This window comes from Burkholderia sp. TSV86, assembly GCF_001522865.1.
GTDB lineage: Bacteria > Pseudomonadota > Gammaproteobacteria > Burkholderiales > Burkholderiaceae > Burkholderia.
Window position 1 is genome coordinate 117,516 of record NZ_LOWB01000072.1, and the last position, 20,260, is coordinate 137,775.

At 63.8% G+C, this 20,260-nt stretch carries 19 protein-coding genes and 1 pseudogene; 16 read left to right on the plus strand and 4 right to left on the minus strand.

Annotation, left to right across the window (positions count from 1 at the left end; all coding sequences use genetic code 11):
- Window positions 1-208: 208 nt before the first annotated feature.
- Window positions 209-502, minus strand: a complete 294-nt coding sequence (locus WS68_RS11290; protein ID WP_231752995.1) for a hypothetical protein — start codon at window positions 500-502, stop codon at window positions 209-211.
- 355 nt (window positions 503-857) lie between these two features.
- On the opposite strand from WS68_RS11290, the gene WS68_RS27610 reads away from it, so the two are divergent.
- From WS68_RS27610 to WS68_RS11315, 5 genes are all read left to right on the plus strand, one after another.
- Window positions 858-1,361 carry a hypothetical protein gene (locus WS68_RS27610; protein ID WP_197419588.1) on the plus strand — a complete coding sequence of 168 codons (504 nt, stop codon included), beginning with the start codon at window positions 858-860 and terminating at the stop codon, window positions 1,359-1,361.
- A gap of 125 nt (window positions 1,362-1,486) precedes the next feature.
- Entirely contained in the window at window positions 1,487-2,272 is a 786-nt protein-coding gene (locus tag WS68_RS11300; protein ID WP_442857159.1) for a MipA/OmpV family protein, read from the plus strand.
- A 47-nt stretch (window positions 2,273-2,319) separates the two neighbouring features.
- Entirely contained in the window at window positions 2,320-2,880 is a 561-nt protein-coding gene (locus WS68_RS11305) for a DUF3005 domain-containing protein (RefSeq protein WP_059570909.1), read from the plus strand.
- An 86-nt stretch (window positions 2,881-2,966) separates the two neighbouring features.
- Complete coding sequence (locus WS68_RS11310; protein WP_059570910.1) at window positions 2,967-3,476, plus strand: ferritin-like domain-containing protein; 510 nt, start codon at window positions 2,967-2,969, stop codon at window positions 3,474-3,476.
- A gap of 162 nt (window positions 3,477-3,638) precedes the next feature.
- The gene (locus WS68_RS11315) at window positions 3,639-3,827 is read left to right on the plus strand and encodes a DUF3008 family protein (RefSeq protein ID WP_059570911.1); all 189 of its coding nucleotides are present in this window, start codon (window positions 3,639-3,641) and stop codon (window positions 3,825-3,827) included.
- A gap of 188 nt (window positions 3,828-4,015) precedes the next feature.
- On the opposite strand, the gene WS68_RS11320 is transcribed toward WS68_RS11315, so the two are convergent.
- Window positions 4,016-4,372 carry a DUF3175 domain-containing protein gene (locus WS68_RS11320; protein WP_059570912.1) on the minus strand — a complete coding sequence of 119 codons (357 nt, stop codon included), beginning with the start codon at window positions 4,370-4,372 and terminating at the stop codon, window positions 4,016-4,018.
- Window positions 4,373-5,161: 789 nt separating this feature from the next.
- Here WS68_RS11320 and WS68_RS11330 point away from each other — a divergent pair.
- The 3 genes from WS68_RS11330 (at window position 5,162) to WS68_RS11340 (ending at window position 8,237) form a co-directional block, all read left to right on the plus strand.
- Window positions 5,162-6,520, plus strand: a complete 1,359-nt coding sequence (locus tag WS68_RS11330) for a sigma-54-dependent transcriptional regulator (RefSeq protein ID WP_059570914.1) — start codon at window positions 5,162-5,164, stop codon at window positions 6,518-6,520.
- Window positions 6,521-6,935: 415 nt separating this feature from the next.
- Window positions 6,936-7,538, plus strand: a complete 603-nt coding sequence (locus WS68_RS11335; protein WP_059570915.1) for a DUF4142 domain-containing protein — start codon at window positions 6,936-6,938, stop codon at window positions 7,536-7,538.
- Between the two features lie 78 nt (window positions 7,539-7,616).
- Window positions 7,617-8,237 (plus strand): hypothetical protein, encoded by a 621-nt coding sequence (locus WS68_RS11340; RefSeq protein WP_059570916.1) that lies wholly within the window; start codon window positions 7,617-7,619, stop codon window positions 8,235-8,237.
- Between the two features lie 280 nt (window positions 8,238-8,517).
- Here WS68_RS11340 and WS68_RS11345 read toward each other — a convergent pair whose 3' ends face one another.
- Entirely contained in the window at window positions 8,518-9,384 is an 867-nt protein-coding gene (locus tag WS68_RS11345; RefSeq protein ID WP_197419587.1) for a GIN domain-containing protein, read from the minus strand.
- A 734-nt stretch (window positions 9,385-10,118) separates the two neighbouring features.
- Between WS68_RS11345 and WS68_RS11350 the strand changes: the two genes are divergently transcribed.
- The 5 genes from WS68_RS11350 (at window position 10,119) to WS68_RS11370 (ending at window position 16,085) form a co-directional block, all read left to right on the plus strand.
- The gene (locus WS68_RS11350; RefSeq protein ID WP_059570918.1) at window positions 10,119-11,543 is read left to right on the plus strand and encodes a purine-cytosine permease family protein; all 1,425 of its coding nucleotides are present in this window, start codon (window positions 10,119-10,121) and stop codon (window positions 11,541-11,543) included.
- Entirely contained in the window at window positions 11,540-12,418 is an 879-nt protein-coding gene (locus WS68_RS11355; protein ID WP_059570919.1) for an NAD-dependent protein deacetylase, read from the plus strand. Before WS68_RS11350 ends, WS68_RS11355 begins: the two co-directional genes overlap by 4 nt.
- 302 nt (window positions 12,419-12,720) lie before the next feature.
- The gene (gene gndA, locus WS68_RS11360; RefSeq protein ID WP_059570920.1) at window positions 12,721-14,133 is read left to right on the plus strand and encodes an NADP-dependent phosphogluconate dehydrogenase; all 1,413 of its coding nucleotides are present in this window, start codon (window positions 12,721-12,723) and stop codon (window positions 14,131-14,133) included.
- Between the two features lie 201 nt (window positions 14,134-14,334).
- A complete protein-coding gene (locus WS68_RS11365) occupies window positions 14,335-14,667 on the plus strand; it encodes a DUF4148 domain-containing protein (RefSeq protein ID WP_059570921.1) in 333 nt (110 codons plus the stop codon).
- Between the two features lie 635 nt (window positions 14,668-15,302).
- Window positions 15,303-16,085 (plus strand): peptidoglycan DD-metalloendopeptidase family protein, encoded by a 783-nt coding sequence (locus WS68_RS11370; RefSeq protein ID WP_442857160.1) that lies wholly within the window; start codon window positions 15,303-15,305, stop codon window positions 16,083-16,085.
- A gap of 186 nt (window positions 16,086-16,271) precedes the next feature.
- Here the strand turns inward: WS68_RS11370 and WS68_RS11375 are convergent, their stop codons facing one another.
- Window positions 16,272-16,907 carry a Pr6Pr family membrane protein gene (locus WS68_RS11375; protein ID WP_059570922.1) on the minus strand — a complete coding sequence of 212 codons (636 nt, stop codon included), beginning with the start codon at window positions 16,905-16,907 and terminating at the stop codon, window positions 16,272-16,274.
- Window positions 16,908-17,037: 130 nt separating this feature from the next.
- On the opposite strand from WS68_RS11375, the gene WS68_RS11380 reads away from it, so the two are divergent.
- The 3 genes and pseudogenes from WS68_RS11380 to WS68_RS11390 all read left to right on the plus strand — a co-directional run.
- Entirely contained in the window at window positions 17,038-17,574 is a 537-nt protein-coding gene (locus WS68_RS11380; RefSeq protein ID WP_059570931.1) for a cytochrome b, read from the plus strand.
- Between the two features lie 159 nt (window positions 17,575-17,733).
- Window positions 17,734-18,105 carry a DUF2946 domain-containing protein gene (locus WS68_RS11385; protein WP_059570923.1) on the plus strand — a complete coding sequence of 124 codons (372 nt, stop codon included), beginning with the start codon at window positions 17,734-17,736 and terminating at the stop codon, window positions 18,103-18,105.
- Window positions 18,106-18,189: 84 nt separating this feature from the next.
- A pseudogene (locus WS68_RS11390) lies at window positions 18,190-20,193 on the plus strand (TonB-dependent copper receptor); the annotation flags it as partial.
- Window positions 20,194-20,260: the final 67 nt, after the last annotated feature.

Consider the following 20,260-nt stretch of genomic DNA (forward strand, 5'->3'; position numbering starts at 1 on the left):
CAGGACGTCCGCGAGTCACGCACACGCTTCTCCATGCTCTGTAGGGCGCCAACTCCAGCGCGTAGTCAATAAGCCAGCCTGATCATCATCGCGCCGCATAACCAACTGAGCGGCTGCGGACTGCGTGACTACCGCGATCGCCTTTTCGCCTTCCATGCCGCACCATGCGCACGGCTTTGCGGTTCATTCGTTTTTCCTGCCGAGGATGTCAATCGCGTGCAGATGACGTGTGCGACGCGCGGTCATGGCGAGCATCGGTATCGCTTGATGCGCGGTCTTCGTGCTCGTCAGCCGGTGCGTGCTCGTTCGTCGGCGTCGACGGTTCGATGCGTGTGGTGCCGCCGGTCGCTGGCGCATCGCTGGCAGGAAAGGTTTGTTCGAGCATTTCGTCGATGTGCCGTTCCGAATGACGCGTGCTGGCGCGTTCCTGATTCTTTAGCGGCGGCGAAGCCCCGTGCTGATGGGCCGGTGTGTCACGGTCAGGGTGTTTGGGATGAGTCATGTCGGATGCTCCGGACGAAGTCTGCTTCGTTGGAACGGCGCAATTGACGTGCCCGTATCCGCGGTATCGGCGGCGAAGCCCAGCCGCGTCAGGGGCGGGAGCGTGACGGCGGCCTATGGACGGCACGCTCGGCACGCGCATGCCGGCTCGGCATGAAAGATTTGCAGAGGCCGATGTAATGCTGGCGCGAATTGCGAATATCAATGGCCGTGCCGCACGCCATGGGCCATGCCACGGTCAGAGGCGGCGCGCCGCAGGGCCGGCACGCGGATTGCGAACGATTGCGAAGCGTTCGTCATTGGGAAGTCAAATGGAACAGAATTTCGCGATATTGCTGCACCGGCCGGATCCACCTATGCCGGACGTCGACCCCGATCCTGATCTTCCGGACCCCGACAATCCGCCGCCCGACTTACCGGAACCTTATCGGCATCCGGAAGGGGACCCGCCCGAGCGTCCGCCGCCCGAGCACGAGCCGCCGGAGCGGCAGCCACCGGTGCATGCGTGCTCGACGCAGCGGCGGCCTATGCGGCCTATGCGGGAGGCGACCGAGTGCGCCGTGCCGTTGGAGGCACGCGGCGACAACCGTGGGTGGCGTGCCAGCCGCGACGCGCGCGCGGCAGCCGTCGTGCTGACGGCGGTGCTCGGTGCTGCGTGCGCGCAGCCGGGTCGCGGCGGCGGCCCGTTACCACGCGCGGCGGATCGGCCGGGCGGCGAGGGCGGCGCGAGCGCGCCGGTTGCGCCACGCGTCGCCGCGTCGCCTTCGGGCGCGCTGTCGCCAACGGATGCGCTCCCGTTGCCGGTATCGGGCGCAATGACACGCACGCACGGCGCCCTTTGCGCGGCGCGACAAGCATGATCGGAACCCGGCGCGTTTTCAGACGTATCCGCATACCTGGCCTGCAATCCCGATCGCGGCGATCGGCGCGCATCGTAGGGGCATGGCTTGCTGCATGCTGCGCATGCGGCTCGGCCGCGCACGCCGTGCGCGCGCAGACACCGTCGCCGCTGGCGGAATGGCAGTACTCGGCGGGCGTGCCGCTCGCGAAAGTCCTCGCGCCTGCGCAGCAGCCCGTCTGGCAGATCGACACGGGAGCGGCGGTGGATCTGCGGCCATCGTATCCCGGCGCGTCCGCGTATCGCGTGCGGATCGGCCCGAGCATCGATATTCGTTATCGCGATCTGTTTTTTGCGTCGACGGGCGAGGGCATCGGTGTCAATGCGTTGCGAGGGTCGAATTGGCGCGTGGCGATATCGGCCGGCTACGACCTTGGAAGGCGCGCCGCGGACGACCTCGATCACCTCAGGGGCATGCCGAACATCGGCGCGGCTGCGCTCGTCAGGCTGGCGGCCGACTATGTGATCACGAAGCCGTTTCCTTGGGTGGCGCGTGTGGCCGTGCGGCGTGACGTCGGCGGGGCGAACGGTTGGCGTGGCGATCTATCGGCATATTTGCCGCTGCCCGGCAGCAACGAGCGGTTCTTCTGGTTCGCGGGGCCGAGCGTGACGTTCGCCGATGCGCGCTACATGAACGCGTGGTTCGGTGTGTCCGATGCTCAGGCGCGTTCTGGAGAACGGCGCGGCTATGCGCCTTCGGCGGGCTTGCGCTCGGTGGCGTTCGGGACGACGGCCGTCTGGTTTGTCGACAAGCACTGGTTTGTGACCGCCGCCGGCGCCGTGGAGCAACTCGTCGGCGCTGCGGCGCGCAGCCCGCTCGTCACACGTTCGACGCAGGCGGTGGTCGATGTTTCAATCAGCTATCGGTTCTAGCGCGGGCTCGATGCGGCCGGCGCTCGGCCCGAAACACGGAGGATCCGATGTCCAATGCCAATTCGAATCCCGCTCGCGCGGCACACGGTGGAATGACCGCCCCAAGTCTGGCGAAGCGTTCTGCGGCGACGCGCGATATGCGCGAAATGCCCGGCGCCGCGCAGGCGAACGAAGCGCCGCGCGCGCCAAAGCTGTCGCCCGAGCGGGCGGCGGCGAAACTGCCGACCGGACTGCCGCCGATCGACCACGACGCATATTCGGCCAACAGCGGCGATCCGGTTCGGCGGGCGGCGAGCCGCATCGTGTCGATCGACAACGCAAACATGGCCGCGACCGACAATTCAGTGGACGTGGACGGCAAGGGCATGGAAGCGCGCCAGGGTGCGTCCGAGTGGCAGGACAACGTGATCTATTCGAATGCGTCGCTCGACGACAGCGTCGATACGCCCGACGACGGCCTCGGCGGATTCGAGAGCCGCCCCGCCGGCAATGTGCCGCAAATCGCGCTGCGCCGCGGCTGGCGCGTCCGTTACGCAGGCGCCGTGGAAGTCGAGCGCGGCGGCGGCAGGCGCGCTGAGCACGTGATCTGCCTCGAACCGCTCGACTGAAGCGGCACGCGCCTTGCGCGCGGATCGGCGCGCCGCATGTTGCGTCGCACGGTGTGCCGCACCGCGATGCGGCAAGGAGGAAAGCGATGACCAGTCCGCGCGAATATCTGGAAGATTGGCTGCGGGATGCATACGCCATGGAGCGCCAGGCCGAGACGATGCTCAGCGCCCAGTTGAGCCGGCTCGACAACTATCCGTTGCTGCACGCGCAGCTCAGGCAGCATCTCGACGAAACGCGCATTCAGCAAACGCTTGTCGAAGGCTGTCTGCGCCGCCTCGGCACGACGCCGTCCGCGATCAAGGATCTCGCTGCGCGAATTGCCGCATATGGGCAAGTCGCGGGCGGTTTGCTGGCCGAAGACGAGGTGGTCAAGCATGCAATGGCCTGCTACATGTTCGAGCAGGTCGAAATCGCCGCATATACGGTGCTGATCGTCGCGGCGGACGCCGCGGGGGAAGCCGAGATCCGCGCGAACTGCGAGCGGATCCGGCAGCAGGAATTCGATATGGCGTCGTGGCTCGCGCGGCAACTGCCGGACATTACGACGGCGTTTCTCGAACGCTCGAGCGTCGAGCGCAGCGATGCGAAGCGCTAGCCGCCCGTCGAGGCCGCAGGCGGACATGGCGCGCATCGCCGTGCGCATGGCGGCACGAATATGCCGGTATCGCCGCGCGGTGTGCAATGTCCGCAAACGTAGCAATTCGAATATGGCGCACAGTGTGCGCGTCACGATTGCACAAACGACAGGAGCGAAACCATGCAGGCCAAATCCCAGGCGCAGCAGCGCGCGGCAGGCGCCGCGCTTGCGGCCAAGCGCGGCCGGACGAAAGTCAAGCGTTTGAAGCCGCCGTCGAAGTCAATGTACGAATCAATGAGCAAGCAGCAACTCGAGGAGATGGCGTCGACGCCGGCAAAAGGTAAGCCCAAGCACAAGCACGATGCATGAACGGCGGCATCGGGTATCGGTATCGTCCGGCGCACGTCGCGAAATGGCGGGCCTGACAGCGCGGCTCCCGGCCGGGGCCGCGTTGCCGCCGCAGGCATGACGAAGAGCAGCGCTGCCGCCGGCCGGACAGCGCGCCATGCGAAGACGGCCGCCCGTGCGCATGCGCGAACCCGTTCGCGTGAGTCAAGTCAGGGCTTGCGGCCGAACGCCTCGCGCAATTTCCGCTTCGCGCGTTCGAGCGTGGCCCGTCGCGATGCGGACAGATTGCGGCCCGCGCGGTTCGCGTAAAAATTCAGCATTGACATTGCCGACTGAAACGGCGACGCGCGGCGGCGCGTGCTGCGCTCGGCGGAGCGCTTCAGCGACGCGGCAATTTTGCTGGGATCGTCCGATTTGAAGATATCGGGCTCGAGCTCGAGCGCATGGCTCGTTTGCGTGACCTTGGCAGACCAGCGCTTGCGCGGCCGGGGGGCGGCGCCGCGGCTTCGGCCGGGGCGTTTGGTCGGGCGTTTGCTGCGTGGTTTCGCAGCCGATGAATGGCGCATGGTGCGGCCTCCGGCAAACGGTGCGCATGGGCCCTCAGCGGCCCGGTCATTGCCCCGCAATTTGCGTTCCGCTCGCATGGCCGGCAAGACGGGCGGCATGGCGAAGGCGCGATGCCGGTTCCGGGACATCGGGCTACGCGCTGGCGCATGGTTCGATCCGCGCTGGCTCGGCGATTTCATCGAAAAAGATCGTGCACGCTGGCGTACAGCGTCGAAAAGGTCGGTATGCCGCGCGGCTGCCCTGGCGAAGCGGGCTTTTCATACCGAAGCGCGGCAATGCCGCAAGCGCGGTTGGAGCCGCCGAGCCGCTGAACGGCACGAACGGCCGGTCACGACGCTGTTCTTGCTGCCGGCGATCAACGCTCCCGTGCTTGGCAGTCGCTTTCCGGCGCCAGCTCGGTAATGCGTAGACGCGTAGACGATCGGCGAGTGACCGCTGCCCCGCCGCCGTTCGCCGCCGCATTCCGGTATAAGTCTTCCGCTAATCGGATATCTTCAATGCATCGAATCGATCGATTCGAATTTCATAATCATCGCCATATGCGAAAATTCAATGTGAAATTGAATAATAAAAATAAAAAATTACATTTAAATTGTAATTTTGAATAGAAATATTTGATCGTTTATTGGTATGTAAAAGTGCTTTGCAGGCGGTTTTCGGCTTATCATGAACTCGAATTTCCCATGTGAAATTCATCTAATTTTTTGATTTTGACATTCATCAAAAATATCTCTTTAAATTAAAGTGGTTTATAAAAATAATTTATTTGTTCAGAAAATGGAGCGCCGATGCCACATATCCTGGTCGTGGAGGATGACCCCGCCGCGCGCGAGTTGCTGAGTGAACTCGCTCGCGCGCAGCGGCTTGCTTGCGCTGCCGTCACAACGCTCGAGGCGGCGCGCGCATGGGTCGCCAAGCACATGCCGGATCTCATATTGTGCGATCTCGTGTTGCCCGACGGTAACGGCATGATGTTGTTCGATGCGCTGCCGAAAGGGGCGCATTGCGAGGTGGTGCTCATGACCGGACACGCCAGTCTCGATACCGCAATCGACGCATTGCGTCGCGGCGCAGCCGATTACCTGGTGAAGCCGCTCAATATGCAGCGGCTGAACGCGATCCTCGAGCGCGTGCCGCGCACCGGTGCGTCGCATGATGGGAGCGCGACGTTGCGCGCCGAGCGCAAGCAGTTTGACCGTTTTGGGCAACTGCTTGGCGGCTCGCCCGCGATGCAGGCGGTGTACGGCGCCATCGGCCGCGTTGCCGGCACCGATGCGTCGGTACTGCTCACTGGCGAGTCCGGCACCGGCAAGGAACTGGCCGCGCAGACGATTCACGATCTGAGCCCGCGCCGCTGTGGGCCGTTTCTCGCGGTCAATTGCGGCGCGATTGCCGCGAACCTCGTCGAGAGCGAGATGTTCGGTCACGATCGCGGCAGCTTCACCGGGGCGCAGCGGCAGCACAAGGGCTTCTTCGAGCGTGCGGACAGCGGCACGCTGTTTCTCGACGAGATCACCGAGATGCCGGTGGAGTCGCAGGTCAAGCTGTTGCGCGTGCTCGAAACCGGCCAACTGACGCGGCTCGGTTCTGCGCGCGAGATCCATGTCGATGTGCGGATCGTCGCCGCGACGAACCGAGATCCCGAAGCGGCGGTAGCCGAGGGCAAGCTGCGCGCGGATCTCTATCACCGTATCAACGTGTTTCCGGTTACGTTGCCACCGTTGCGCGAGCGCGATGGCGACGTGCCGATGCTTGCCGAAGCGTTCCTGCGGAAGCTCAACGAAGACAGCGGCCGGACGATGCGTTTTTCCGAGGCGGCGCTCGCGGCGCTGAGCCACCACGCGTGGCCGGGCAATGTCCGTGAATTGCGCAACTTCGTGCAGCGCGCGTGCATCTTCAACGACGGCGACGTGATTGACACGCTGCCCCCGCCGGTCATCGTCGAAGTGTCTGACATGATGAGTGCCGCCGGCGATACGGTGAGCGTGCCGTTCGGCACGCCGCTTAGCGAAGTCGACAGACAGATCATTCTCGGCACGCTTGAGCGCTGTGGCGGCGTGAAGTCGCATGCGGCTGAAACGCTGGGCGTCAGCCTGAAGACGATCTCCAACCGGCTCATGCAATTCGGCAGCGGCAAAGGCGCATGAGCCGCCGATCTCGCCTCGGTACTGTGCCCGCGGCCGGGGGGCGGCAGGCATTTCGTTGCTTCGCAACAGGGCGTTGGTTGCGCCGCGTTCGTCGAAAAGACGGCAGCCCGGTGCATACACTCGGGCCGCGCGTAACGCATCGAACGCGCAGGAATGCGCGGGAATATGCATTGCATCTGAGGATGCCGTTGGCGAGGCTGGCCAACCAGAGGCGGTCTTGCGATGCATACGATCTTGCCTGCCGTCGCCGCGGCCCGCTGTGTGACGGCGGCATGCATGGCCGCTGGCTCGCACGGTTGCCGCGGCCGACGCGTCGGCACGGCGAGCGGGCGGCGATGCGGCAGGCTTTCGGGGAATCGAAGCTCGGTGCCCCGGCAAACGGCACGTAGTCACAAGGCATAAGGAGGCACACAACATGAACCCATGCAGATCAACGTGGTGCGCGGCCGCCGCGGTCATTGCGTTCGCGGTGGGCGGCGCGCACGCGCAGATGCCGGGTATGGACGCGGCATCGAATGTGCAGCTTGGCGCTGACGTCGTCAATCCGGCATCGGACGTCGGCGATAGCCGGATAGCGAAGCTGCCGCGGATAACGGACGCCGAATTTGTCGACGAAGCGGCGCTTGCCGGCAAGAGCGAGATCCAGGCAAGCCAGCTTGCCGGTGAACAATCGGCCACTGCCGATGTGCGCGCATTCGCGAAAATGATGATCGACGATCACTCGAAGATCGACGCGGCACTTCACGCCATCGCGTCGCACAAGCGGATCACGCCGCGTACCTCGCAGGTTCATGATCCGAACATCGAGGTGTTGCGCGGCAAGCGCGGGCACGATTTCGACGTGGCCTATTTGGCGGTGGCGGGTCCCGCCGCGCACCGCCGGGTGATCCAACTGTTCGAGCAGGAAGCGGGCTCGGGCAGCGATGCCGATTTACGTGCGTTTGCGCAGCAGACGCTGCCGACGCTGCATCAGCATTTGCGGGCCGCGCAGGCACTCGCCCGCGAAGTGCAACGATGAGATCGGTGCGAGGCGCGCGTACCGGCGCGTCGTTTTGAATGTCGGCGGCCGATAGGCGGCACTCGATGGGAGACTTTTATGTCGAAACGGCACAATCACGCAAATTTGCAAGAAGGCATCCGGGAACTGCTGTATCAGACGCTCGAAACGGCGCTTTGCGGCGCGGCGATCTATGCGGCCGCATTGGACTGCGCCAGCCGCACGGCGCTACGTGACGAATGGACGAAGTGTCACGCGCAGGCGCTGGTGCATCAGCAGGTGCTGCTGTCCGCGTTCGAAGCGCTCGGGCTCGATCCGATGGCGCAGACTCGCGGGCGTACCGCGGTGTCCGCATGCTGCCGGGCATTGTTCGAGGTCGTCGCCTACGCGCGGCGGAGCAAGGAGCCGGCCATGGCGCAACTGATTGCCGCCGAATGCGTGATGCTTGCCGAAACCAAGGATCGCCAAAACTGGGCGCTGATCGGCTTTGCCGCCGATGCGTTGTCCGGCGCCGTCGCGAAGGTGCTGAAGGACGCCTATGCGTCGATCTGGGCCGACGAGGCGTGCCACTTGTATCACGCGAAAGGGTGGACGCGCGAGCTGTGGATCGAATCGATGGGTTTCGAGCCGATGTTGCCGCCGCCTGAAGAGCGGGAGACGGCCGAATTCGCGAGCGCGGCCGCGCGGGCACAATGGCCACGGAGCGGCACCGTCCATTGATGACGGCCGTCGCGACGGCGGGATGGAGCCGCAGCCGCTGGGAGCCATGCATGGCCAGGCGGGCGGCGCACGGCTTGGCTCGGGCGCCACAAACGCGCGGGCGCGCCGTTGCCGGGCTTCGTCCGGCCGATCCGTCCGCCCACGGCTCACGCCATGCCGCCGACGGGGGGGCGGCCATATGCGGTCAGCCCGGGCCCGGTCAACGGGGCACGCCCCGGTTCGGCCAAGCCGAACCGGGAATCACATTTTCTTGATCGGGAATGGATTTCAGTTTTGTGATTTATCGAATTTGATAAATCGTGCCGCCGAGACTGGTGGATTGCTGCAGAGACGCCGGCGTGCCGACATAACCGATTCTGCCGAGAAGGGAGGCGGTGGCATTGACATTTCTCGCATTCACGAGGGCTTGCGCGGTGGCGGATGCATTGACCGTCGCGCTGTTGATCGGCAATCCGGTCGAATCGAACGAGGCGGCGGCCGTCACCGTGATATTGGCGGAGGCGTTCGGGCCATTGCCCGAGATTTTCCCATTGCCGGTCGCCGAAAGATTGGCGCTGATCTGATTGACGTTGCCGATGTCGGCGACATTGAACGAACCGGATGCGTTTGCCTTGAGCGTCAGGTTGTTGATTTGCTGCTGCTGCAAATCGAGATTGATCTTGCCGGCCGTTTCCGCGTCGATCATGACCGTGCCGGCGGGATTGCCGAAGAATCCTTGCGCATTTACCGATGCGGCGTTCAGCGCCGTCAATGCGTTGAGATTGATCGTCTGCACTTCGACGGTCACCGGGTTCTTCAGCACATAAGCATTGCCCGGCGCGAGCCCGACGCTCAGCACGCCTTGGCCGTTGACGCTCGCCGATACATACGGAAGGATGTTGCTGTCCGCGGAGATGCTGGCCATGTTGCTCGTGCCGTGCGTAACGCGCACGGTGACCGCGTTGTTTGCCTGGACCGACGTGAATGCGAGGTTCAGCGCGCTCGACGTTTGGCTCAGATTGCCGTCACCCTGAATGACATTGACGTTCGATTGCCCACCCACGACGATCGGGCTGATTTGGCCGGTCGACGAACCCGATACGCTCGTCCAGGTTCCTCCGCTGGCCGCTGGTACGGCAGTATCGGCACGAGCCGGGGCCGCCGCCATGAAAAGCCCGCCGATTGCGGCACTCAAAGACAGTGCGCGCGCCCATTTTTTCATATTGTCGAGCGGTGCTTTTTTGTTTCGGCCATCTCGGGTGACGAAAACATTCGCGGCTGCTTGGCGATCAGAATCTTGCATCATGGTTCTCCAAAAAGACCAGATATTGGATCTGGCAAGGTGTTAGTTCACATCGTGATGCCTGATTGAAACTCGATAATCGTTAATTCCTATGTAGAGTAGGTATCGTTGTTGTCGGTGATGCAGTAGCGGTGTCGATTCGTCAAAATCAGAATGTAATTCTGTCTATTTAAGTTTTTGCGGGGGGTAAAAGTATCAAAGGCTCCTAAATGGGAAAAGTGCGCTGGTCTGCTTAATAATATGATTTAAATAAATCGAAACAATGATTATGAATATGCTCGGCGGAATAATGGAATATGTAATGGCGATATGGTGCGAACGTAATAACCACCGGTAAGGTCGATATAGGTCCAAAAGCGAATTCAGCCGATGCGCGGCTCGCGCGCCCGCTTCGCGTTATTGCGGCGATCCGGCCGGGTTGGAGCAATCTGAGCAATCGGAGTGCCGGGGGCCGCGCAGTCGCCGCGTTGTCGCTCCATGTGCCCAAGTCAGCGTTTGCTGGCCAATGCCGTGTAAACCCGGTTTTTGACAGAGTTGTCTATACAATTTGACGCAGCTATCTTGAGCGCTTCGAATGCCTTGCCGCTCATCCGACAACCATGCCAACTTCCTCGACTGCTCGTCAGCGGGCGCTGCGCGAGCGCCGTACCATCGACTATATTCCCGACGGCGAACGCCACGGCAAGCTGCTGAGCCAGTTCACGTTGTGGCTCGGCGCCAACCTGCAAGTCACGGCGATCGTGACCGGCGCGCTCGCGGTCGTGCTTGGCGGCGACGTATTCTGGTCGCTGATCGGCCTCGCGCTTGGTCAGTTGCTCGGCGGCGCGGTGATGGCGCTGCACGGCGCGCAAGGCCCCCGGCTCGGCTTGCCGCAGATGATCTCGAGCCGTGTGCAGTTCGGCGTCTACGGGGCGATGATCCCGCTCGTGCTCGTTTGCCTGATGTATGTCGGCTTTTCCGCGAGCGGCACGGTGCTGGCCGGGCAGGCGCTGTCCCAACTGCTCGGCGTGGCCGATGCGCTCGGGATCGGCGTGTTCATCTCAGTGGTCGTCGTGCTCGCGGTGTTCGGCTACCGGGCGATTCACGCGCTGGGCCGCGTCTCGAGCGCACTCGGCGTGCTCGCGTTCATCTACATGTTCGCGCGGCTGCTTGAAGGGCACGACATCGGCGCGCTGCTTGCCGTCCGGCATTTCTCGCTCGCTCACTTCCTGCTCGCGGTTTCGCTGTCCGCGTCGTGGCAGATCTCGTATGGGCCTTACGTGGCCGACTATTCCCGCTATCTGCCGCGCACGACGTCGGCGCGCCGCACGTTCTGGGCGATCGGTCTTGGCTCGGTGCTCGGCGCGCAGGTGGCGATGGTGTTTGGCGTGTTCGCCGCCGCGCTCGCGGGCAGGCAGTTCGCTGGCCACGAGGTGCAGTTCATCGTGAGCCTCGGCGCGAGCGGCGCGACGGCCGCGCTGCTTTATTTCGCGATTGCGCTCGGCAAGCTGACGATCACGACACTCAATGCATACGGCAGCGTGATGTCGGTGGCGACCATCGTCACGGGCTTCTCGGGCCGCGCGCAGATTTCGCAGCGCGCGCGCATCGGCTATGTGCTCGTGATGGTCGCCGCGGTCGCGTGGCTCGCGCTCGTCGGCCGCCACGCATTCCTGAAGGAGTTCTCCGCGTTCATCCTGTTTCTGCTCGCGTTCTTTACCCCGTGGAGCGCGATCAATCTGGTCGATTTCTATTGGGTGACAAAAGAGCGTTACGACGTGCCCGCGCTCTTCGATCCCGACGGCCGCTACGGGCGCTGGAACGTCGTGGGCGTGACGGTTTACGTGATCGGCGTGCTTGTGCAGTTGCCGTTTCTCGCGACGAGCTTTTATACGGGCCCGCTCGTCGCGAAGCTGGGCGACACCGACATTTCATGGATCATCGGCCTCGTTGTGCCCGGCGTTCTGTATTATGTGATGGCACGCAGGCGAGCGGCGCATATTCCCGAGCGGCTGACCCTGCCGGACGAACCTTCGATGCCATGACCGATTCCCTCGCTCCATCGCCGGTGCTGATGGATGCCACGCCGGCCGCCGATGCGCATTCGCTCGATGCGTTGCATGCGTTCGTCGAGCGCCATCCGCGCCTTTTCGTGCTGACGGGCGCGGGTGTGAGCACCGATTCCGGCATTCCCGGCTATCGCGATCGAAACGGCGAATGGATGCGTTCGCAGCCCATCCAGTTGCGCGAATTTCTCGATTCCGACCATGCGCGCCGCCGCTATTGGGCGCGCAGCATGATCGGCTGGCCGATGGTCGCGCACGCCCGGCCGGGCCCATCACATCATGCGCTCGCGCAGCTCGGCGCGGTGCGGCGCATCGCGCGGCTCGTTACACAGAACGTCGACGGGCTGCACCAGCGCGCGGGCAGTGCGGACGTGATCGAATTGCACGGCGGCATCGGTGGCGTGATGTGCCTCGATTGCGGGGCGCATCATGCGCGCGCGGCCATCCAACGCGTTCTCGAAGCAGACAACCCGGCGTTGCTCGATGCGCGGGCGGTGCCGGCCGCCGATGGGGATGCACATGTCGAGTGGCATGCGCTCGATACGTTTCGCGTGCCGGCCTGTCCCACATGCGGCGGGCTCTTGAAGCCGGCCGTCGTGTTCTTCGGCGAGAACGTGCCGCGCGAGCGCGTCGCGCAGGCCGCGCGGGCGCTCGACGAGGCGGATGCCATGCTCGTCGTGGGCTCGTCGCTGATGGTGTATTCGGGTTATCGGTTCTGCGTGTGGGCGCATGCGCAGCGCAAGCCGATCGCGGCGCTCAATCTTGGGCGCACGCGCGCCGATCCGTTGCTGTCGCTGAAAATCGAGGCATCGTGCGGGCAGATGCTCGAGGCGCTTGTCACGCGGCTCGGATGACCGGGCATGACCGGGCGTTTTGCACCCGCTGCCACGAGTACGGCGCTATGCGCCGTGGCGCGCCACGTCCCCTGATCCACGGCTTGTTGCCGCCCGCGCGTCCCCGTTTGGGGCGCGCATGGCTTCACGTGCCGACGCAATCCCCGCCATGCCTTCATGTTGCCGTTGCTATTCGCAAACTGCGCGCAACCGAACACTTTTGATTCGGCCTTTGCGACGGACTCGCACGGTTTCCCTTATCCTTGCGCCTGTACGTGCGACTTGCAAAAGTCGCGCCCCGTTTTTTTCCGGAGAATTGAATAATGGGTAAACAAGCAATCGGTGTGGTCGGTCTTGCGGTGATGGGGCGTAATTTGGCGCTGAATATCGAAAGCCGTGGCTATGCGGTGTCGGTATACAACCGCAGCCGCGAGAAGACCGATGAGCTGATCGCCGAATTTCCCGATCGCAAACTCGTGCCGGCCTATACGCTTGAGGAATTCGTCGCGTCGCTCGAAACCCCGCGCCGGATTCTGCTGATGGTGAAGGCGGGCGAAGCGACCGACGCGACGATCGCGGCGCTCAAGCCGCTGCTCGCCAACGGCGACGTGCTGATCGACGGCGGCAACACGCACTTCACCGATACGATCCGCCGCAACCAGGAACTCGCGCAAGCCGGCCTGCATTTCATCGGCACGGGTGTGTCCGGCGGCGAGGAGGGGGCGCTGCACGGCCCGTCGATCATGCCAGGCGGCCAGCGCGACGCATACGAACTGGTCGAGCCGATCCTCAAGCAGATCGCCGCGAAGGCGCCTGCCGACGGTGAGCCGTGCGTCGCGTACATGGGCCCGGACGGCGCCGGCCACTATGTGAAGATGGTGCACAACGGGATCGAGTATGGCGACATGCAACTCATCGCCGAAAGCTATGCCGTGCTCAAGCAAGTCGCGGGGCTGACGAACGAGGAACTGGGCGCGGTCTATACCGAATGGAACCAAGGCGAACTCGACAGCTATCTGATCGAGATCACGTCGAAGATTTTCGGCAAGAAGGACGACGAAACGGGCCAATATCTCGTCGATGTGATTCTGGATCGCGCGGCGCAAAAGGGCACCGGCAAATGGACGAGCCAGAATGCGCTCGATCTCGGCGTGCCGCTGCCGCTCATCACCGAATCGGTGTTCGCGCGGGTGCTGTCGTCGCTGAAGCAGGAGCGCGTTGCCGCGAGCGAAGTGTTGAGCGGCCCGGCCGCCGCGCCGCTCGCAGGCGATCGCGATGCGTTCGTCGAAGCGGTGCGCCGCGCGCTGTACCTGAGCAAGGTCATTTCGTATGCGCAAGGTTTCGCGCAGCTTGGCGCCGCGTCGAAGGAATACGGCTGGAATCTCGATCTGGGCGCGATCGCGCGCATTTTCCGGGCGGGTTGCATCATCCGTGCGCGCTTCCTTCAGAAAATCACCGATGCGTATGCGACCGATCCGGCGCTCGCGAACCTGCTGCTTGATCCGTATTTCCGCGAGATCGCCGCGAATTATCAGCAAGCGCTGCGTGATGTCGTGATTGCCGCGGTGAAGGCGGGCGTGCCCGTGCCGGCGTTTGCGTCGGCCATTGCGTACTTCGACGGCTACCGTTCCGCGAGGGTGCCGGCCAACCTCGTCCAGGCGCAGCGCGACTTCTTCGGCGCACATACGTTCGAGCGGACCGACAAGCCGGGCAGCTTTCACGCGAATTGGTCTTAATGGGGGCGGAACCAGTAATTGTTGCAATCATCTATCTTATCGATAGGGTTTTTATAAGGCTCGGCTGCGATTGTTATTAAGCAGGAAACAGTGTTTTCGTCGATTCATGGTTTTCCCTAGGTGCTTCGGTGACTAGACTACGGTCAATCGCAGTACACATGGTGTGTGCCGCGACGCCAAAAAAGTTACGGAGGTTCCATCATGAAATCGTTGATCGCTACTGTCGCAGTCGCCGCCGCTTTTGCCGTTCCCGCCGTCTCGTTCGCCCAGCAGGCCAATGGCGCGGTGAGCCGCGCCGAGGTGAAGGCCGAACTGATCCAATTGGAGAAGGCAGGCTACAACCCGGCCAGCGACCGCGTGAACTACCCGGAAGAAATCCAGGCCGCCGAAGCGCGCGTCCATGCGCAAAGCAATGCCGCAGCGAAGGCTGATACGAGCGGCTACGGTGCGCAACCGGCCGCGGCGGTCGAATCCGGCTCGCCGTGGAAGGTCAACCGCATCGCCGATGGCGCGCCGGTCTACAAGGGTCATTGAGCAGCATCGTCGCGCGCCGCGGTTCGATTTGGCGGCAGCGGATCCAGCCGGACGCGTCATCCCCTCCTCAGCCCGCACGTTCCGATCAATGGAGCGTGCGGGCTGATTCTTTTGCCCTTCCGGGAAGGAAGGCGCAAGACTCCAAGCGCTCGCCCGCCGGCGATTTACACCGTGCCGGCCGAGCAGGTTACTATCCATGACTTAGGAAGGCGCGCCCGGCTCGAGCGGCATCGGGGCGCCGATGAAGATCGTTCATGGTCAACGCAATGCCATATTGCGTGCATGGGGTGCCGTCGATATCGTCTGCGCGGCATCCTCAGGGTGCGCGGATGGGGCTGGCCAGCCGTACCCATGGCAATGTGAACGACGGTGAGCAAGCCATTGCCGGGCTCGATCGAGGGTGTCGGGATGCGCTATCGGGAGTGACGGCGAATATGCGGAAATTCCCGATATCGGCGGCATCTTTTACGCGTCGGCCTGAATGGAGCGTGCTGCGCATCCGTTCGGCAAAGCGGGAATGCCCGTCATCGAACTCGACGGCGGTATTTGAGGTCCGATAGGAGCGGCCGGTTTGGCTGGTTGGGCCGTTGCATCGGATGCGCGGCTGCAAGTGCGGAGAAACGACGGAGGTACGTTTGAGAAGAACCCTGTTCCCGGATTGGCTCGACACGCGTCATACGATCCGCGTGATGCTCGTAGCGGCGGGCGCGGCGCTCGTCGGCGGCTGCACGGTGACGCCGTGGACCGATATGTGGCAACCCGAGCATACGCAGCAGCCTGCGCAACCGGTTGCGCGGCCGCCCGGCGTGCTTGCTGGCTATTACCGGGTCAATCCGGGCGATACGCTCGCGAGCGTGGCGGCCGCGTTCGCGCAGAGCACACAGGATGTCGCGCGCTGGAACCACATCGCACCCACCGATATGGTGACGCCCGGCCAGGTGCTGCGCGTGGCGCCGCCGCCCGGCCTGACGGAACCGGCGCCGCCGCCGAGCGCGCAGACGCTTGAGCCGCCGGCCGCCAGCGCGCAGCCGGATGCTGCCACGGCGCCTATGCTCGCGTGGCCTGCGCGCGGCACCGTAACGGCGCCGTTCGGCTCGGGCAGGAACCACGGCATCGAGATCACCGCCACCGGCGACGACCACACGGTGCGCGCGGCCGCGCCCGGCCGGGTCGTTTATGCAGGCTCGGGCGTGGCCGCATATGGGCCGCTCGTGATTTTGAAGCACGACAATGACCTCATCACCGCGTATGGCCATAACGACAGGCTGCTCGTCAATGAAGGCGATGCGGTGAGCGCGGGTCAACCGGTCGCGGAGATGGCTACCGATGCGGGCGGCCGTGCGACGTTCGAATTCGAAGTGCGTCGCAACGGCAAGGCGGTTGATCCGATCGGGCTGCTGCCGCGCAATGGCTCTTGAGCGCCGAATACCGCAGGTGCGTGCGCGCTTTTGCCGCATGCGACGACAAGCCGGCTGCGTGGCCACCGGGTGCGCCGCGCGCCGGCGGCCCGTCGCTCGCGCGTTGTGCCCGGTCGCTGTAGCGCCGGCACGCGGATCTTCTCGAGCATGAATCTCAACGGTTTTCCCGTATCGGGCGGATCGCGCTCAACTACTTTCCAAACGCATCGCCGACGCGCCGGACCGATTGCCGAGCAGGACGATCATCGCGGCGAACATCACGCTGCCTGCCGTGATCGCGCCGCAATACACGGCGACATTCAGATAACCATGTGCGCGCGGATCGACGAACGGGTATGGATACCAATCGACGAGCGCTCCGCGCACGAGCGTATAGGCGAGGTAGGCAATCGGAAACGCGAGCCAGCGCGCGAGATGCGCCCACTCGATCCTCACGCGCGGCGCAACATAGACCCAATCAAGAAATACGACGATCGGCATGATCCGATGCAGGATCCAGTTCGTATAATGCGGCGTTACATGATGGGTTGAATCCAGGCGGGACAGCAGCAGAGCGTAGACGATACCGGTAATCGCCAGGTAAAGCACGACCGCGCCGCGAGCCGATTCGTAGCGCGGTGACGGCGGCCGCGCGGCGAGCCACAAGCCCGCAAGCAGCACGACCGCCGCGAGCAGGTTGCTCAGTTGTGTGAAGTAGCTGAAGAAATTGCCGAGCCGGAACGTCGGCGTGCCCCACCGCAGCGCGAGGCTATACAACGTCGCTGACAGGATCAGCATGCAGCCGAGGAGCCGGTAGGCTGCAACGAAAACGGCTTTCTGCATCGACGAACCTCACGTGATGCGATGAAATTACGCTGTCGCGGCGCACGCGACGGCCAGGGTGTTGTTCGAGGATAGCGCAATCGATGCCGCGCAACGTGCGGTGGTTATCTCAACAGGAATGCGATTCACGATGAACTCTATTTTTGCCGATCAAGCACGTTACAACCGTCCCGCCGTGTTCTTTCATTGGGCAATCTTCGTGCTGGTCGCGCTCGCGTATCTCGCGATCGAGATTCGCGGGCCGAAAGGTTCCGACAGCCGCGTGTTCTGGTCGAACGTTCATCTTTTTGCCGGCACGCTCGTGCTGACGCTCGCCGTACTGCGGATCGTCTGGCGTTTCGTGAGCCGCGCGCCGCAGGCACTGCCTCAGTCGGCATGGCTCTCGGTGCTGGCCAAAATCACCCATGTCGCGCTGTACGTGTTTATCGTCGCTCAGCCGCTGCTCGGAATCATGTTGCTGAATTTCGGCGGAAAGCCAGTCACGCTTGCCTGGGTCGACTGGTCGTTCACGCTGTTTGGCCCGAATCCCGATCTGCGGCCGCTGGTCAAGGAGGTGCATGAAACCGTCGGTAACGTGTTTTATTACGTGATCGGGCTGCATGCGCTTGCCGCGCTTTGGCACCATTTCGTCAAGCGGGATGCGACGTTGCGCCGCATGACGTTCTGACGGTTTTGCCGCGAGCGCATGCATCCGTTGCATATGCAAAGCGCCATGCGCTCCCGGTAACGCGATGCGCACTCAGCGCGCCGCCGGCGCGCTATCCAAGCCGGTAAATATTCTGTAACATTCGGGCGGCATTACATTCCCTTTACGCCTGCTCGCACCATGTCCAACCGATTTCGCAAATTGACTGCCTGGTTAGGCATGCTTGCGATCTGGTTGGCGATCGCCGCGCCGCTCGTATCGCAGGTGTACGCACGGTCAACCGTGCGGCCCGAAGCCGCAATCTGCGGCGTCGCGCACGACGGGGCCGGCGTGCATGCATCCGGACACGGCGCCGGGCACCATGCGTTGCATCTCGACGCATGCGGATATTGCGCTTTCTTCGCTCACAGCCCGCCGCTCGGCACTGCCGCAGCGCCGGTATTTGCCGCCTATTCGGCGGCGGCCGCGCTTCCCGCTTTCTTCGACACGATCGAGCGTTCGCCCGAACGCCATTCGCACGCGTATCCGCGTGCGCCTCCTCGAAACGCCTGAACGTTCGAGCCACTTCCGTTCATCCAAGCCCGTATCCGTTCGATGCTTTGATCGAGCGGACGGGCGCCTTTCGAGTTTCGATCCATGTCAATCCGATTCCCGCGTCACGCGCATGCCGCGCGTGACGTTCGCGCACGCAGCCATCGGCGCGTCGCGCCGCTGAGTGCACCCGCCTTCGTCGCCGGCGCGCTCGCTTTCCATTACGCTACGGCTGCCGCGCAAACCGCCGGGCCGGCGCAGCAGCACGAATCCGTCAACGTTTCGGCCGCGCCCGTCTTGCCGACGATTGAAGTCGTCGCGTCGCCGGAGTCGACGCCGCTGGTCGTGATCAGCCATCCCAAGACGCCGCGCCAACCGTTGCCCGCAAGCGACGGCGCCGATTATCTGAAGACGATTCCTGGTTTCGCGTCGATCAGGAGCGGCGGCACCAACGGCGATCCGGTACTGCGCGGCATGTTCGGCTCACGGCTCAACATTCTTGCGAACGGACTGCCGACGCTCGGTGCGTGTCCGAACCGGATGGATGCGCCAACGTCGTATATCGCGCCCGAGAGCTATGACAAAGTCACCGTCGTCAAAGGGCCGCAGACCGTGTTGTACGGGCCGGGCGCATCGGCCGGCACGGTGCTGTTCGAACGCGTGACGCCTCGCTTCAAGGCGCCGGGCATACGGTTCGACGGCAGCGTTGTCGGCGGCTCGTTCGGGCGCAACGATCAGAACGTCGACGTGACCGCGGGTACGCCGGACTTCTACGGCCGCGTGAGCGCGAATCACGCGCACGCGCAGGATTACAAGGACGGCAATGGCCGCACGGTGCCGTCGCAGTGGGACAAGTGGAATGCGGATGCGGCGCTGGGCTTCACGCCTGACGACAACACGCGCATCGAGCTGAGCGCCGGCACTGGCGACGGCTATGCACGCTACGCGGGCCGCGGGATGGATGGCGCGCATTTCCGGCGCGAGACCTATGGCCTGAAATTCGACAAGAAGCATATCGGCGGCGTGCTTGATCGGCTCGAAGCGCAGGTCTATTACAACGTCGCCGATCATGTGATGGACAACTACACGTTGCGCATGCCCGATCCCACCAGCAGCATGCCGATGCGGATGGCCTCGGAAGTGCGGCGGCGCACGGCCGGCGCGCGCATGGCCGCGACGCTGCGTTTTGCCGATGCGCTCAAGCTCGTGACGGGCATCGACGCGCAATCGCATCGGCTCGATTCGCGCTCGGCAATGGGCATCCAAAACTACGGCGATCAGCCGTGGAATCAGCAGGCCAACATGTGGAACGCAGGCGTGTTCGGCGAGCTGACCTGGCATGCGAGCAGCGCGTCACGGGTGATCGGCGGCGCGCGGCTCGATTACGCGTCGGCGCGCGACAAGCGCGCAACGGCGGGCGGCATGCATATGAGCATGCGTAACCCGACGTTCGACGATGTGCGCTCGCGCGTGCTGCCGAGCGGCTTCGTCAGATACGAGCATGATCTCGCGTCGTTGCCGGTCACTTGGTATGCGGGTTTGGGCCATGCGCAACGCTTTCCCGATTACTGGGAATTGTTCTCGGCGCGGCGCGGCCCGATCGGTTCGATCAACGCGTTTTCCGCGATCCGGCCCGAAAGGACGACGCAACTCGACGTTGGCGCGCAGTACAAGACCCGCGCACTCGATGCATGGGTGTCCGCCTATGCGGGCTACGTGCAGGACTTCATTCTGTTCGATTACATGACGGGCCGGATGGGGCAGACGACGCGGGCGACGAACGTGAATGCGCAGATCATGGGCGGCGAGATCGGCGCGTCGTGGCGGCCGGCCGCGCCGTGGCGCTTCGATTCGTCGCTTGCCTATGCATGGGGGCGCAATGTGCAAAGCGGTGCGCCGTTGCCGCAGATGCCGCCGCTCGAAGCGCGCTTGGGCATCGAATACGCGCGCGGCGCATGGGCGGCGGGCGGCTTGTGGCGCGTGGTTGCGCCGCAGCGGCGCTATGCGCTGAATGAGGGCAACGTGGTGGGCAAGGATTTCGGGCCGAGCGCCGGCTTCGGCGTGCTGTCGCTGCATGCGCAATACAACGTCAGCAAGGTGGGGATGCGGACAAAATCTTGGACTACTTGGAGGTAGTCCATGTATTCATACGAAGACCGCGTTCGGGCGGTCGAGC